The organism is uncultured Nostoc sp., assembly GCF_937863485.1.
Lineage (GTDB): Bacteria > Cyanobacteriota > Cyanobacteriia > Cyanobacteriales > Nostocaceae > Nostoc.
In genome coordinates, this window is the sequence record NZ_CALMFY010000241.1 from 21,197 (window position 1) to 35,255 (window position 14,059).

Annotated in this window: 11 protein-coding genes, 1 tRNA gene, 1 pseudogene and 1 other annotated feature; of the genes and pseudogenes, 3 read left to right on the forward strand and 10 right to left on the reverse strand. The window is 43.7% G+C overall.

Annotated elements, in window-relative coordinates:
- Positions 1 to 123: 123 nt before the first annotated feature.
- From rplL to rplS, 8 genes and pseudogenes are all read right to left on the reverse strand, one after another.
- Entirely contained in the window at positions 124 to 513 is a 390-nt protein-coding gene (rplL, locus tag Q0541_RS32795) for a 50S ribosomal protein L7/L12 (RefSeq protein WP_298920961.1), read from the reverse strand.
- A gap of 238 nt (positions 514 to 751) precedes the next feature.
- Positions 752 to 1,282: pseudogene (gene rplJ / locus Q0541_RS32800) on the reverse strand (50S ribosomal protein L10); the annotation flags it as partial.
- 63 nt (positions 1,283 to 1,345) lie between these two features.
- Positions 1,346 to 1,513 (reverse strand) — a sequence feature (ribosomal protein L10 leader region).
- Positions 1,514 to 1,577: 64 nt separating this feature from the next.
- Positions 1,578 to 2,291: a 50S ribosomal protein L1 gene (rplA, locus tag Q0541_RS32805; RefSeq protein WP_298920963.1), complete on the reverse strand. Its 714-nt coding sequence runs from the start codon at positions 2,289 to 2,291 to the stop codon at positions 1,578 to 1,580.
- A gap of 222 nt (positions 2,292 to 2,513) precedes the next feature.
- A complete protein-coding gene (rplK, locus tag Q0541_RS32810; protein ID WP_273766606.1) occupies positions 2,514 to 2,939 on the reverse strand; it encodes a 50S ribosomal protein L11 in 426 nt (141 codons plus the stop codon).
- A gap of 6 nt (positions 2,940 to 2,945) precedes the next feature.
- Entirely contained in the window at positions 2,946 to 3,587 is a 642-nt protein-coding gene (gene nusG / locus Q0541_RS32815; RefSeq protein WP_273766608.1) for a transcription termination/antitermination protein NusG, read from the reverse strand.
- Complete coding sequence (gene secE, locus Q0541_RS32820; RefSeq protein WP_298920969.1) at positions 3,587 to 3,808, reverse strand: preprotein translocase subunit SecE; 222 nt, start codon at positions 3,806 to 3,808, stop codon at positions 3,587 to 3,589. The genes nusG and secE overlap by 1 nt, the downstream gene beginning before the upstream one ends.
- A 328-nt stretch (positions 3,809 to 4,136) precedes the next feature.
- A tRNA-Trp gene (locus Q0541_RS32825) sits at positions 4,137 to 4,209 on the reverse strand.
- Positions 4,210 to 4,363: 154 nt separating this feature from the next.
- The gene (gene rplS, locus Q0541_RS32830) at positions 4,364 to 4,726 is read right to left on the reverse strand and encodes a 50S ribosomal protein L19 (protein ID WP_298920971.1); all 363 of its coding nucleotides are present in this window, start codon (positions 4,724 to 4,726) and stop codon (positions 4,364 to 4,366) included.
- 153 nt (positions 4,727 to 4,879) lie between these two features.
- Between rplS and Q0541_RS32835 the strand changes: the two genes are divergently transcribed.
- Positions 4,880 to 5,824, forward strand: coding sequence for a glycosyltransferase family 2 protein (locus tag Q0541_RS32835; protein ID WP_298920974.1), 945 nt, complete (start codon positions 4,880 to 4,882; stop codon positions 5,822 to 5,824).
- Positions 5,825 to 5,966: 142 nt separating this feature from the next.
- Here the strand turns inward: Q0541_RS32835 and Q0541_RS32840 are convergent, their stop codons facing one another.
- Positions 5,967 to 10,583 carry a DUF4347 domain-containing protein gene (locus Q0541_RS32840; RefSeq protein WP_298920976.1) on the reverse strand — a complete coding sequence of 1,539 codons (4,617 nt, stop codon included), beginning with the start codon at positions 10,581 to 10,583 and terminating at the stop codon, positions 5,967 to 5,969.
- 612 nt (positions 10,584 to 11,195) lie between these two features.
- On the opposite strand from Q0541_RS32840, the gene Q0541_RS32845 reads away from it, so the two are divergent.
- On the forward strand, positions 11,196 to 12,254 hold the full coding sequence (locus tag Q0541_RS32845) for a glycosyltransferase family 4 protein (RefSeq protein WP_298920978.1): 1,059 nt from the start codon (positions 11,196 to 11,198) through the stop codon (positions 12,252 to 12,254).
- Positions 12,255 to 12,316: 62 nt separating this feature from the next.
- Here Q0541_RS32845 and Q0541_RS32850 read toward each other — a convergent pair whose 3' ends face one another.
- The gene (locus Q0541_RS32850; protein WP_298920980.1) at positions 12,317 to 12,979 is read right to left on the reverse strand and encodes a hypothetical protein; all 663 of its coding nucleotides are present in this window, start codon (positions 12,977 to 12,979) and stop codon (positions 12,317 to 12,319) included.
- A gap of 323 nt (positions 12,980 to 13,302) precedes the next feature.
- Here Q0541_RS32850 and Q0541_RS32855 point away from each other — a divergent pair, with 323 nt between their 5' ends.
- Positions 13,303 to 13,953: a hypothetical protein gene (locus tag Q0541_RS32855; protein ID WP_298920982.1), complete on the forward strand. Its 651-nt coding sequence runs from the start codon at positions 13,303 to 13,305 to the stop codon at positions 13,951 to 13,953.
- Positions 13,954 to 14,059: the final 106 nt, after the last annotated feature.

The following is a 14,059-nucleotide window of genomic DNA, read 5'->3' on the forward strand; positions in this document are numbered from 1 at the left end:
AGATGCTTAAGAATTTCTGGCGATCGCTTTAACCAATCTAGTATTTCTATTTTTACAAAAACCGTAATAAAAAAAGGAGCCTGACTCAGACTCCTTAATAAAAAACTAGTAATAGAATTGTGACTACTTAACAGTCACCTTACCGCCAGCTTCTTCGATCCGCTTCTTAGCATCTTCGGCAGCATCCTTAGCAATACCTTCTTTAACTGCCTTGGGCGCAGCTTCCACCAAGTCTTTCGCTTCTTTCAGACCCAAACCGGTCAATTCCCGGACAATCTTCAGCACGGCAATCTTCTTATCAGCTGGGACTGATTCGAGAACTACTTCAAACTCGGTTTGCTCAACAACTTCCTCAGCAGGAGCAGGACCAGTACCAGTACCTGTGAACGCTACGCCAACGGGTGCAGCAGCACTCACGCCGAAAGCTTCTTCAATTTGCTTGACTAACTCAGAAGCTTCCAGTAAAGACAGGGTTTTTAGTTGTTCTAAAATTTGATCGGTTGTAGCAGACATTGATATAACTCCTGTAATTTTGATTATTTATTTAGCCATTTGTCATTGGTCTTTAACTATAGACTCTTGACTCTTGACTGATAAACCACGAAATCTATTCAGCAGGGCTTTCGGTACTGCTATCTTCTACAGCAGCGGTTTCGGTGCTACTATCTTGTACAGCAGCGGTTTCGGTACTGCTATCTTCTACAGCAGGGCTTTCAGTACTGCTATCTTCTACAGCAGCAGTTTCGGTGCTACCACCACTTTGCTCTTGGTCAGCCACAGCCTGCAAAGCACGAGCCAGTGAACCAGGAACTTCGTTGATACCCACAGCAATCTTGGTAGCCAAAGCGTTGATAGCTCCAGCAATTTGGGCTATGAGTTGTTCCTTAGATGGCAAGTCTCCCAATACCTTGATATCAGGTTCTTTTAGTAGACGACCTTCCAGTACACCACCGCGAAGTTCTGTTTTCTTGCTGACTTTTTGGAATTCTTGGTATGCCTTAATTGCCGATGAAAAATCTTCTTTTACCAGCAAAAAGGCGGAAGCACCGTTGAGCAATTCTGACAGAGGTTGCCATTTTTGATCATCTTTAATGGCAATGCCCATTAGGGTGTTCTTCGTCACCTTACAAACGGTGCCACTGGGACGCAGCCGCCGCCGTAAGTCTGTGATTTCAGAAACTGTTAGCCCCTGATAGTCAATTACCAGGGCCAGAGTTGACTCACTCAAAGTAACTTTCAGGTCAGCTACTATCTCTTTTTTATTTTCTACTGTTCTACCCATTCCAATCTCACCTCCTTAAAATAATCGGGGAAGTGCCCTAGTTGTACGTTTCTTCTAAACCTGAACCCAAACAACAAACCCCAGCTAATATAGCCGGGGTTGAGTAGTAAGACTCCTGATGCCATAGTTATCACACCTTTATAGGTGGTAATTCTGACAATTAGAGTTTTAACCTCGGCAGGATATTAAGCTATTAGCACCTGCTGTCTCCGGCTTTGCCTATTTAATTTAAAGTTAGGAGTGAGTAGTTAGGAGTTAGTAGTTTTATTCCTAACTTTATAACTCATAACTCTTATTAACCTGCTTCGCTCAGTTTCAAATCTCGTAGGGCGGTGATATCAACTTTAATCGATGGCCCCATAGTGGCTGACACATAAAATGTGCGCCAATAACGACCTTTAGCTCCTGAAGGACGGTTACGGTCAATCGTCTCCTGCAATGCCTTCAGGTTGACTAACAAATCTTCAGGCGAGAAAGTTGCCTTACCAAACATAACATGGACAATACCAGTTCGATCGGCTCGGAACTCTAATTTACCAGCTTTGAATTCGGCGATCGCACTTGCTAAATCAAATGTCACGGTTCCACCCTTAGGCGATGGCATTAAACCACGTGGCCCAAGCAACTTACCCAGCTTTGCCACCTGTGGCATCACATCGGGTGTGGCAATCAGCTTGTCAAAATCCATTCTACCTTTCTGGATTTCGTCAATCAGTTCTTCTGAACCTACTATATCAGCACCAGCGTTGCTTGCTTCGTTTACCTTTTCGCCTCTGGCTATCACCGCCACCCGGACGATTTGTCCTGTACCTTTAGGCAGTCCTACTGTTGTCCGTAACTGTTGGTCTGTATACTTGGGGTCAATTCCCAGCCGGATATGCGCTTCAGCAGCTTCAGTAAATTTAGCTGTTGCTGTGTCTTTGAGAAGGGCTAAAGCCTCTAGGGGTTGATAGTCCTTATCTTCTACTTTTGCTTGCAGCGTCTGCAAACGACGCGATATTTTTACCATTTTTTTCTCCTGGGGTAATTCCGAAGCTTCGCCTCTCCCCCGATACAATTTTGGATTTTAGATTTTGGAGTAGGAAGTTAAAAGTGAGGAATCAGGAGTTACTAAATTTAAAACTCATAACTCTGCCAATTTGAGATTTTTAATTTTGGATTTTGGATTAAAAAAAATTTAAAATCTAAAATCTAAAATCTAAAATCCAAAATTGAATGACTCATAACTTTTTTAATCTGTGACTGTTACACCCATATTCTTAGCTGTTCCTGCCACAATCTTCATTGCCGCGTCTATGTCGTTGGCATTAAGATCGGGGAGTTTCGTTTGGGCTATTTCTTGCAATTGTGCTTTGGTAATTGACCCAACCTTCTTTTTGTTGGGTTCATTCGAGCCTTTTTCAACTTTCGCCGCCTTCCGAATTAGCACTGATGCTGGTGGCGTCTTGAGTACAAATGTAAAACTCCGGTCTTCAAAAACCGAAATTTCTACAGGGATCACCATTCCAGCTTGATCTGCTGTTTTGGCGTTGTATTCTTTACAAAACATCATAATGTTGACGCCGTGTTGACCCAACGCGGGCCCCACTGGCGGCGCTGGATTGGCTTTTCCAGCATTCAGGGCCAGTTTAATGACCGCTACTATTTTCTTCGCCATTTGTATTTAGCTCTGTTTCTCTACCTGATTAAATTCCAATTCTACTGGTGTATCCCTGCCGAAAATTGAGAGCAAGGCTTTGAGCTTACTCCGCTCTGGAGAGACTTCAATCACCTCACCTTCAAAGTCTTTAAATGGACCAGAAAGCACCATTATCTTATCACCAGTAGCCATGTCAATTTTGACAACAGCTTCCTGTTCACTGGTTTGTTTGAATATACGCTCGACTTCTGAAGAACTCAGTGGTATTGGGTTGACATGACCGCGACCCTTACTACTACCACGTTTTTGTTCTGAACCCACAAAATTAATTACATGGGAGGTGTTTCGTACCACCTGCCAAGTATCATCATCCATCATCATCCGCACCAGCACATAGCCAGGGAAAACTTTTTCTTCTGTATGCTGGCGACTGCCATCTTTGCGGATTTTCACCGCTGGCGTTTGCGGAATTTCTACCTGGACAATTTTGTCAGCTACATCAAAAGTTTGAATGCGTTGCTCTAAGTTAGTCTTTACACGCTTTTCACAGCCTGAGGCTACTTGCACTGCATACCAGCGTGCTTCTTTTGACGCTGCTTCTGCTGTTTCTCCTGTTTCCTCGGACTGCAACGTGGAGTTGCGAGGTTCGTCTGTTGCAAAAGTCATCAGAACACCTGTTTTGCTGCCCAACCAAACAATCCATCGACCAAGTATATCAAAGATGCGGAGAGTGCCACCATTAACAACACAGCGGCGGATTCGCTCACTATTTGTTTCCGACTGGGCCAGACTACTTTCTCAAGTTCTTCCTTGATTCCCTGTATGAACTTGCCCAAGCTAAACCCATTTGTGGTTTCTGGCAATTCTGCTTCGCTTTTTTTGGCCACGACCCTTTATTCCCCCATTTGTCACTCAATTTTGGATTTTGGATTTTAGATTTACCCCATACCTTAAGGCAAAGGCGTTTAATTTTAGATTTTGGGTTGTCGATTTTAAATCTATTCTCAATCTAAAATCTAAAATCGGCAGATTTTGTCTTTTTAATCCAAAATCTAAAATCTAAAATTTGGTTATCCCAGTTTGCAGTTTCGACTTTATTTCACTTAACTGAAAGCAAAACAACTGCAAATACAATAAGTTTACCCGAAATTATTATCGCTAACTGCTATATTAGCAGCTGCGTAATTATTTCGGGCTTTGTTTTTTGCTCTTAAGCGCGCCCTGGAGGACTTGAACCCCCGACATCAGGTTTTGGAGACCTGCGTTCTACCAACTGAACTAAGAGCGCACAAGCTGTTTTTGATTCAGTCATTGCGCTGAACTAAATTTCAGTTTAACGCAATACGCGATTTATATCATATCTCAATTTTGCCCTTGGGAACAAGTCAGCGGCAGATGCCGCTTGAGGCTTGAGATTTCTCCCATAATGATTGAAGGACGAATCACAAAGGGCGGTCAAACCGTTGCTTGATCCGGGTTGCCTTACCTACGCGATCGCGGAGATAATACAGTTTAGCACGGCGTACCTTACCGCGGCGTAATACCTTGATGCTGTCAATCCGGGGAGAATGCAACAGAAACACCCGCTCAACGCCCACGCCTTGAAAAACCTTACGGACTGTAATAGTTTCGTTGATGCCACCATTCCGCATGGCAATCACTACTCCCTCGTAGGGTTGTACACGGTACTTTTCGCCTTCCTTGATTTTCACTCCGACTTTTACTGTGTCGCCCACATAAATGTCAGGCAAATTCGATTTTTTCTGTTCCGCTTCAATGGAGCGGATAATCTCTTGAGCGTTCATAGTCTTTCCGTCTGCTTACAAAAAACTCCCAATCATCAATCATAAATCGATAATCCTATTTCAGTCTACTTGTTGTGATTGATAATTTTACTGATACAACAGCCTAGAGATCAAAGCTATATTGCAGAATGCTGTACCACAGGGGTGAAATTTATGAAATTTAGCGTCGTCATCAGTACCTATAATCGCTTGAACTTACTGCAAAGAGCAATTGACTCGGCTCGGAACCAAACAATCGAGTGCGAGGTGGTTGTTACTGACGACTGTTCATCTGATGACACCCAAACATATGTCAAAACCTTAGGGGACAAGATTGTTTACCATCGGAACGAAGTGAACCTTGGTCATGCAGCAACCGTAAATGCTGGAGTTGCCAAAGCTAGCGGCGACTGGATTAAATTTTTAGATGATGACGACTATTTAGCACCCAACTGTATAGAAGAGATGGCGAAGGCGATCGCACTTCGTCCCGATGCTGTAATCTGCTCTTGTGTGGCGGCTCAGGTGGATGGTAATGAAGTTGAACTCAGTCGCACCCCCCAAGTTGGCCCTGGTTTAGCTTTTTATGTCCCACAAGCCGATATTCACTATGGTATGCTCTTAGAGCTTGTACCCTTTGGCACACCTGTACAAGTAGCTTGCCAGCGTGATACTTTCCTGCAAACTGGTGGTTGGGACTCCACACTCGATGCTAATTGTGATGACATCGATTCCTGGATTCGGATTGCTCAGTTTGGTGATGCTATTTTCTTCAACCAGTGTCTTGCTTACCGCACTATTTGGCCGGGTGCATATAATCAAAAGTTTTCTTTGTCTCGGCGGTTGGCGACAAATATTTTGATGAAGGAGAAAATTTACTCTTTGATAAATGACCAACATCGCTCAAAGATTCCCGTCTTTCAGGATATAAAAAATTACCTGAAACTCCATTGGCTTTTAGTAGCACTGAAGCAAAAAAATATCAAAAGTTTTCTTTCAATGATAGATCCGTCTGTACTTTCTCCTCAGTCTTGGAAGTTTTTGCTAACTGCTGTCTCATCACGCCGCTCTCAGGGACAAAATTCTGAGGTTCGTAAACTTGTATTGATTGAATCATAAGATGTACGGCAAAATACCCAGAATAAAAAATTTATTTTTTAGTGAGGACTTTAGTCCTCACTATTGGTCAATTCACCACTATGAATCTATGCAATTTGGTACTGGCATCTGGATTCGTGTCATACTACCCTCAATCTGAGCGCTAGACGAGGACGTTACTACCAACTACCAGATTTATCGCGGTGAAATTATTCAAAGTCGCCAAGGTTTCAGAATAACTATTAGGGAAATGGTAATTAACTTCTGTAGAAGTACCCGATTGCACAAACTCTAGGTAGCCATCTAAGATGGAATTGCTGCCAGTGTAGCCCCGACTCTTAAGCGCGTCAGTAAGAACCAACTTATCCTCCCTCTGATTAAAATCAGTAATCCTATTATTAAAGCTAGAGGCTTGGGCTGGGTATACGAACTGGTCATTGCCGCTACCGCCAGTCAAGGTATCATTATAATAACCAGCAAAGAGGATGTCGTTGCCAGCACCGCCTATGAGACTATCGTTACCTGCACCACCAAGCAGGGTATCATTGCCAGCACCACCAAGCAGGGTATTATTACCTGCACCACCGCGTAGCAGGTCGTTGCCACTTTTGCCGTCGATGCGGTCATCACCCCCCTGACCATTAATGACATCATCTGAGTTGTCAAAGCCATTGACATTATTGTTCAGGTCATTGAGAAAGGTAACTGTGTTTTTGTTGAATATGCTGCTTTGGGTGGAGTTGGCATTAAAGACATCAAAGCTGTCACGAATGTAGGTTTGCCCATCAAATAGGATATTGCCGATGGTGGAGAGGTTATCTAGGTTTTCCAGGGGGAAGTTTTGCAGGATAACTTTGTCATCAGCCACCCCTTCAAAACTGAGTTCCAGATTATTACCATTCTGGGTGAGTAGCAGATTTCGGGGTGTCAATGCAGCACCTTGGAATTTCAGGGTATCCAATTCGCCAATGATTGCTGCCGAGGAATTTGAGCCTTTACCTAGTCCACCGAAATCGGTGATGGTATCAACACCGTCACCTAAATTGTAAGCAAATTTATCTTTGCCACCGCCACCAGTTAGGATGTCGTTGTCTTGATTACCTGTAATGGTATCGTTCCCGGCTTGAGCGTTAATTATGTCAGGATAGTTGTTGCCCACCAGATTATCAGCGCCATTGGTTCCATTCAGCCCGTTGAACTCTAATGCACCAATATCAACTGTACCCTCAGATATTCTGTCAAATCCAGCGCCGCGTTGATCAGTGGTGATGCCTGCTGGAATCAGAGCATTATTACCTGCGTTAATGGCAGGACTATCGCCAATTAAGGCATTAGTCAAGGTTGCACCACCGTTATTTTGCAGGGGGCTGAGTTGGGGATCAATGGGGTTGGCGCTGGTGCCGACGAGGGTGCTGGTGGTAAAGCTTGTGCTACCTGTGCTGTCGCCAATCAAGTTGTTGCCGTCGTCGGTGAAGTCGCCGGAAACGTCAGAATTGATGTCACCGCCGTAGATATCCCTGTTATTAAAGTTGCCTGCAATGATTGTGTTCCCAACGATGACAGTGCCGCCAGCAAAAACACCTCCACCAGTGCCGACTCCCCAGTTGTAAAGGTATTCTGCGGTGTTATTGGTAATCGTGGTGCTGTTCAGATTGAGGATGCCTGAGCTAGAGATACCGCCACCGTTCCCTCCGCTGGCCCTATTGCCAGAGATAGTACTGTTGGTGATGTTAAAGATGCTTGAGTTAGAGATGCCACCTCCGGAGAGTGCTTGATTACCAGAGATAGTGCTATTAGTCAAGCTGATGCTGCCAGAGCCAGAGTTAAAGATGCCGCCGCCATAGGACGGGTAAGGGTCAGGGCCATAACGATTAAGACCACTGGCGTAAGCCCGATTACCAGAGACAGTGCTTCCTGTCAGGGTGACAGTACCTATATTAAATATGCCACCACCGCTGGCAGAGGAGTAACTGGTAGATGCACTATTGCCAGAGACAATGCTGTTACTAAGGCTGAGGTTGCCTTTGTTAAATATGCCTCCGCCTAATGATGACCCCTTATTATTAGAGACAGTGCTTCCCGTCAAGCTGAGAGTACCTTTGTTAAAGATGCCACCTACTGTCCCCCTATTATCAGAGACAGTGCTTTGCGTCAAGTTGAGGCTAGTATTGTTATTAAGCAAAATACCGCCAAAGGGATCGTTAGCATTAGCAATTTTCAAGCCATCAATGCTTGCATCTGTAAGAGTCCCTGATATCTCGAATACGCTTGAGGCATTATTTCCGCTGACGGTGAGGTTTGATGCTCCAGTCCCCAAAAGGGTAATATCATCGGTAATCGTCAATTTACCAGAGGTGAGGGTGATGATATCTGGAGTGGCATCACTAAATACGCCCGCAAAGGTAATCGTATCTGCCCCAGCAAAGGCATTGGCATTGAGGATAGCCTGTCGCAACGACCTGTCTCCAGAATCGTTGGTATTAGTGACTACGAAATCATTGGCTGCGATCGCTGCTGTGGCAGTATAATTCACATTATCGATTTGGTAAGCTGAATTTGCTGCCAAGCTGAGGGTAAGATTTTCTGCCGCTTCTGCCTGAATATCATTGACAGATGTCAGGGTGATATCCACATAGCTTTGCCCATCAGCAATCACGATACTGTTGCCGCTGACAGGGTTGCCACTCACGCTTAAGTTGTAGTCTGCGATACTCGCATTGCCATTGGTAGAAAAGTTGACTGTTAATGCCCCACAGCTGTTACTGCGACTGATGCGGTAGGTTCCAGTATTCCCACTGTTCTCATCGGCAGTGTTATCAGTTGCGATGATGCTGATAGTGGGAACGAGGGGATCAGTATTATCAGGTGGCGTAATTATAGTAGGCTGGACTTCATAAGAACCAATATCAACTGTAACGCCGGATATCCTGTCAAATCCAGCGCCCCTTTCATCGGTGGTGACACCAGCAGGAACTAAGGAATTATTGCCGACATTAATAGCGGGGCTATCTGCAAGTAAGGCATGAGTAAAGGTTGCACCACCGTTATTTTGCAGTGATCCCAGAAGAGGATCAATTGGGCTTTTGCTTGTGCCAACAAGCGTGCTGGTGGTAAATTCAGTAGTACCAGTATTATCCCCAATCAAGTTATAGCCAAAGTCAGTGACGCTACCGGACACATCAGGTTGTATATCACCGGAAGTGGAGTTATCAAAGTTGCCTGCTATGATGGTGTTACTAACATTCATCGGGTTACCATAACTGGCAACACCCCCACCGTTGCCAACACCATTGCCATCTGAGTCGGCTATGTTGTCAGTAATTGTGGTGTTAATCAGAGTGAGGTTGTCGTTTCTCACGTAGCTGCTAGCATTAAAGATGCCACCACCTTCGTTATTGGCCGTATTGCCAGAGATGGTGCTGTTAGTTAGAGTAGCTGAACCGCCACTATAGCCACCATCATCTCCGTTAACGATGCCACCACCGTAGTAGTTTGCTGTATTGCTAGAGACAGTACTTGCCGTTAGGCTGAAAGTACCGCCCTTATTGTATATGCCGCCACCGTAGTTTGCCGTATTGCCAGAGACAGTACTTGCCGTTAGGCTGAGAGTACCGACGTTCGCATTAGAACTGTCATTATAGATGCCGCCGCCGAAGTCCCCCGTATTGCCAAAGACACTACTTCCCGTTAGGCTAAGGATGCCACCGTTATAGATTCCGCCTTTCGTATTGCTAAAGACACTACTTCTCCTTAGACTGAGGATGCCATAATTAGAGATGCCGGTTTCCTCTGTATTGCCAGAAACACTGCTTCTTGTCAGGCTGAGGATAGAATTTAAATTGATTTTAATACCGCCACTAGCGATCGCCAAATCATCAATACTGACATCTCTCCCTACTCCCGATATCTCGAACACCTTGGAAGCATTATTTCCATTCACGGTGAGGTTCGATGCCCCAGTGCCCAAGATGGTCAGATCATCGGTAATCGTTAGTTGCCCAGAGGTGAGGGTAATGATATCTGGTGTTGTATCGTTGAACACTCCCCCAAAGGTAATGGTGTCATCCCCAGCAGTAGCATTGGCTAAGTTAATTGCTTCCCGGAGAGTAGTGATGCCGTTGTTCGCATTACCATCATCTGTGTCTCCACTATTATTCACCGTGAACGTTGCTAGTACTCCTGGGTAAGCTTCTCGCGTCGTTTCTGCAAACGCAAGATTTACTGACATCTCAGCGGTGTGAACTTCTAACTCCCAGTTACCGCCTAATGCTGCATTGCCTATCCGCTGACGCGAAGCAGCAATATTTGCTCCTGTGAGTTGGTGCAGTTTGGCAATAAATTCTGCCCCCAGATCACCGTCAGCTACGTTGCAACCATAGATGAGTAAGTTGGCTACAGATTTTGTAGCGGATGTCACCAATGGTTTATCGGTTTTGGAGGAGGCGGAAAATATCTTCTGCCATTGTTGCAGTTGCTGGCTATGGTATTCGAGGGTATCGAGTCCCAAGTGAGTATTGCCCAGTTGCAAGCTACCGGGGGCACCGTGGCAAACTATGTGAATGCTGCTAAGATTCTGGTCAGCACGAGTTGCCAAAATCTCCGTAATTTGCTCAACACCGTTTTGTGTAGAGTCAACAAAGAGTACTTCGGTGTCGGGGATAACACCGTTAACTAAACTTTGATAGTCTTCAACCGCCGTGTCGATGAAGACGAGGCTATGCGTATATGAGGTGGTAATTATGGAATTTAATTGGAAGTGTGGAGTGTGTAACGTTGCCATTTTGTTACTTCAAACTAAGGTTAAGAGTTGATCTAAACCTGACTGAAGCTTTGTCATAACCGGGTTTTCACACAACTTTTAACAGTAATAATGAACTATTTATTACTATTAATTTCCTTCTTTCTTATCGTCACCTAAGTTGCGGTTTTTGTAAAGCCAGAAAAGGATGTAATTTGACTAAATTGCTAAAGTTCCTTCTAGTGCCGCTGAGTTCCCTCAAAAGATGGTAAGCATAGCTTGCTTCAACCTAAGAAGACTCGGAACTGAAAAAGGCTTTGGCACTCGCTGTGTTGAATCGTATCCATATTTGTAGACTACGATGCTAGGGTATTGGCTCATGCTGGTCGTAGCTATTGGGGAATCGGAAATAAAGCTGTAACGGCTCAAGTAGCAGATTTGGTCTTCCGAATTTTGGAGTTTTACCCCGATTTATCGAGCCGTTACTGAATAAGTCTTTAAGCTAAGTAACTGGTTATAAGCGCTCTTAGTCAGTAGCAAGTGGTCAATTTTACGTACTACTGACTACTCTTGAGTTGTCGCTGAAGACCTCAATAATTATATTGATTTACACCCAGTTACTTATCTCGATTTTTTATACATATCTCAAAAATTATGCGAATCATACATATTTTGAACCACGTTCAAGAAATAGGTAACGGTATTGTGAATGTGGCTGTGGATCTGGCTTGTTTACAAGCAAAATCTGGTCATGAGGTAGCGGTTATTTCTGCTAGTGGTGAATATGAGAAATTACTAAATACATATGGTGTCAAACACTACCAACTAGACCAAACTAGGAAACCGATAAGTATTATCAAAGCAGCTCGGCGTTACCGAGCGATCGCAGCAGAATTTCAGCCGGATATTGTTCATGCACATATGATGACGGGAGTTATACTAGCACGCATTTTTAAAGGGCATAAATATGCTTTAGTTTCTACAGTCCACAACGAATTTCAGCGTTCTAGCCTGCTGATGGGTTTAGCTGACAGGGTAATTGCCGTTAGCAAAGCTGTACGAATATCTATGGCAAGGCGCGGTATTTCAGAAAATAAGTTGCGGGTAGTATGTAACGGAACTTTGGGTAGTCCCCGCACCCGACAAATACAAGATTATCAACCTTTAGCGTTACAACGTCCAGCGATCGCTACCGTAGCCGGGATGTATCAACGCAAGGGAATTGCTGAGTTAATCGCTGCCTTTGAACAAATTGCCTCAGATTTTCCCCAAGCGCACCTTTATTTGGTAGGAAATGGCCCTGATAAACAGCTATTTGAGGCACAGGCACAAGCAACTTCTGTAAAAGAACGCATTCATTTTGAAGGCTTCCAGCCGGAACCTCAACGCTATCTCATCTCTTGTGACATATTTGTGTTGGCTTCTCACCGTGACCCTTGCCCCCTGGTACTTTCCGAAGCTAGGGAAGCTGGAACTGCGATCATTGGCACTCAGGTAGACGGGATTCCTGAAGCTTTGGACAATGGGCAAGCAGGTCTTTTAGTCCCAGCAAAAGATAGCAATGCTTTGGCTGGGGTTTTAGTGCAATTACTGAGCAATGCCGATATGTTGCATGAGTGGAAACAGCGGGCAAATCAAAACCTACAGTGGCTGAGTGTTGCCCGCGTCCATCAGGAAACACTGGCAGTGTATCGTGAATTAATTACAGAGTGAGGGCATTGGGCATTGGTGATTGTCAGTTATGTTTTACTAGTCTTCAGTCCCCCGTAACAGTGTTAACAGTGCAGCGATCGCTTTAGTTTTAAAGCTACGCCTAAAGCGCCAAAGAGCAGTACACTCAAAACGCTAGTTGATTCAGGAACAGCGGTATAATAACTAGCCACTCTGATCGGCCCATCTTTATCCGCTTTCTCTGGTGGCACTGATGGAATGATTCCAGCACCTGGCGCTAGATTAGGTAGGGTAGCGAATGGATTGTAAAACAGGGTTCCGTTTGGGATTACGCCACCACTAAAAGTGATGATGTTATCTTTGACAGTAATGTCTGTAAAAATATTCTTTAGTTCAGGGTTATTGGAGTAACCAATCTTGCCATCTCCATTAACATCTCCCCACTGCACTGGTTCATTATCAAATGGTGGAGTAGAATTCTGATTACTATAGGACAGCGTTTTTAAATCAAAGACCAAGCTATTTATATCGTACCCGGTGGCATTGAGAAAGTTATTAGCTACATCTGGGACACCATATTCTACTATTTGTCCTGGTTGATATTCTGGCCCAAGGGTTCTTGGCTTTTTCGTGTCGAGTATATCTTGATTTTTAGTCGTCACAATCGGTTCTACCAAGATGAAGGCTCTGGCTGGTGTCAAAGATAAAAAACTAATTCCTGCTGCTCCTAGAACAGACAAGGCTATTTTGGTTGCTATTGTAGTCATATTTGTGTCCTCTTCATATTGATTGAGAGAATGCGATACCGCATAGGTTAAATCAAACAGCAAAACTCACTTTGAAACTGCTATCTACCTGCTGGATAAATAGTGGTTAATATGTGCCTGTTTACTGAGTTTAGATTTACTCATAGGTTGATTTATAAAGCAATTCTTGTAATGCTTTATCACGATAACTAGTAATTTCACGCAATCTTTATAAAAAGTCTAAATTAGAAGTTATAGGTTGACAAATTTGGCAATATGTGAGTTGAGAAAATTGATTTAGCTCCTCAGTGTATAGGCATACGATAAAGCGAAATGGGGAACTGATGAAAAAGAGAATTTATTTTACAACTATTGCAGCGATCGCGGTCTTTGGGGCTGGTCTAGTTACTGGAAACAATAGAACCAATTCCTTTGCACAAAGTACCGAAAAAGTATCTGCAAATATTGAAATTGTTGAGGGTTTGACAGTTACAAGAACAGAGGGGAGTATTATTGTACCAAAAGATGTAGAGGATTTAATTGCAAAATCAGATATTATCGCTATTGGAAAACCAACACAATCGATCACGGAAAGTACACCTTTGATTCAACGTGATTTTGAGGGTTACGTTACTGAAGCGATCTCCCAAACTGAATTTCAAGTACAACGTGTGCTGAAAGGTGCGTCATATTCTGACACGCTATTGATCGGACAACAAGCAGCTATAGTTGCAGACAGAATCACCGCTAAAAGCTCCCTTCAGGTACTTGACGATTACCAACCGCTAGTCAAAAATGCGAAATACATTCTTTTCCTTAAGAAAGGTTTGAATGGTAGTCCATTGCATTTTCCTGTAGGGGTTTATTACGGTAAATTCAATATTGATGGCACAGACCAAGCTGAAAATAAAATAGAAAATTCAGATTTTAAGTTGATACGAAAGAACGTGATTGAGAGATTTAAGGAGATTATAGACCAGACATTAGCTAGTTAACGACGCTACAAGCTTTACTTTAAAGTAAGTAAACGGCTTGGCATTGTTTAATAACTATAGGACTTACGCAATAACTCTCTGAAACCTTATTCCTTTGTGTCCTTTG

Excerpts from the sequence above, each read along its gene's own strand:
- rplK (WP_273766606.1), bottom strand. The coding sequence starts at position 2,939 with ATGGCGAAGAAAATAGTAGCGGTCATTAAACTGGCCCTGAATGCTGGA.
- rplS (WP_298920971.1), bottom strand. The coding sequence starts at position 4,726 with ATGAACGCTCAAGAGATTATCCGCTCCATTGAAGCGGAACAGAAAAAA.
- nusG (WP_273766608.1), bottom strand. The coding sequence starts at position 3,587 with ATGACTTTTGCAACAGACGAACCTCGCAACTCCACGTTGCAGTCCGAG.
- Q0541_RS32845 (WP_298920978.1), top strand. The coding sequence starts at position 11,196 with ATGCGAATCATACATATTTTGAACCACGTTCAAGAAATAGGTAACGGT.
- rplL (WP_298920961.1), bottom strand. The coding sequence starts at position 513 with ATGTCTGCTACAACCGATCAAATTTTAGAACAACTAAAAACCCTGTCT.
- Q0541_RS32835 (WP_298920974.1), top strand. The coding sequence starts at position 4,880 with ATGAAATTTAGCGTCGTCATCAGTACCTATAATCGCTTGAACTTACTG.
- Q0541_RS32855 (WP_298920982.1), top strand. The coding sequence starts at position 13,303 with ATGAAAAAGAGAATTTATTTTACAACTATTGCAGCGATCGCGGTCTTT.
- Q0541_RS32840 (WP_298920976.1), bottom strand. The coding sequence starts at position 10,583 with ATGGCAACGTTACACACTCCACACTTCCAATTAAATTCCATAATTACC.
- rplA (WP_298920963.1), bottom strand. The coding sequence starts at position 2,291 with ATGGTAAAAATATCGCGTCGTTTGCAGACGCTGCAAGCAAAAGTAGAA.
- Q0541_RS32850 (WP_298920980.1), bottom strand. The coding sequence starts at position 12,979 with ATGACTACAATAGCAACCAAAATAGCCTTGTCTGTTCTAGGAGCAGCA.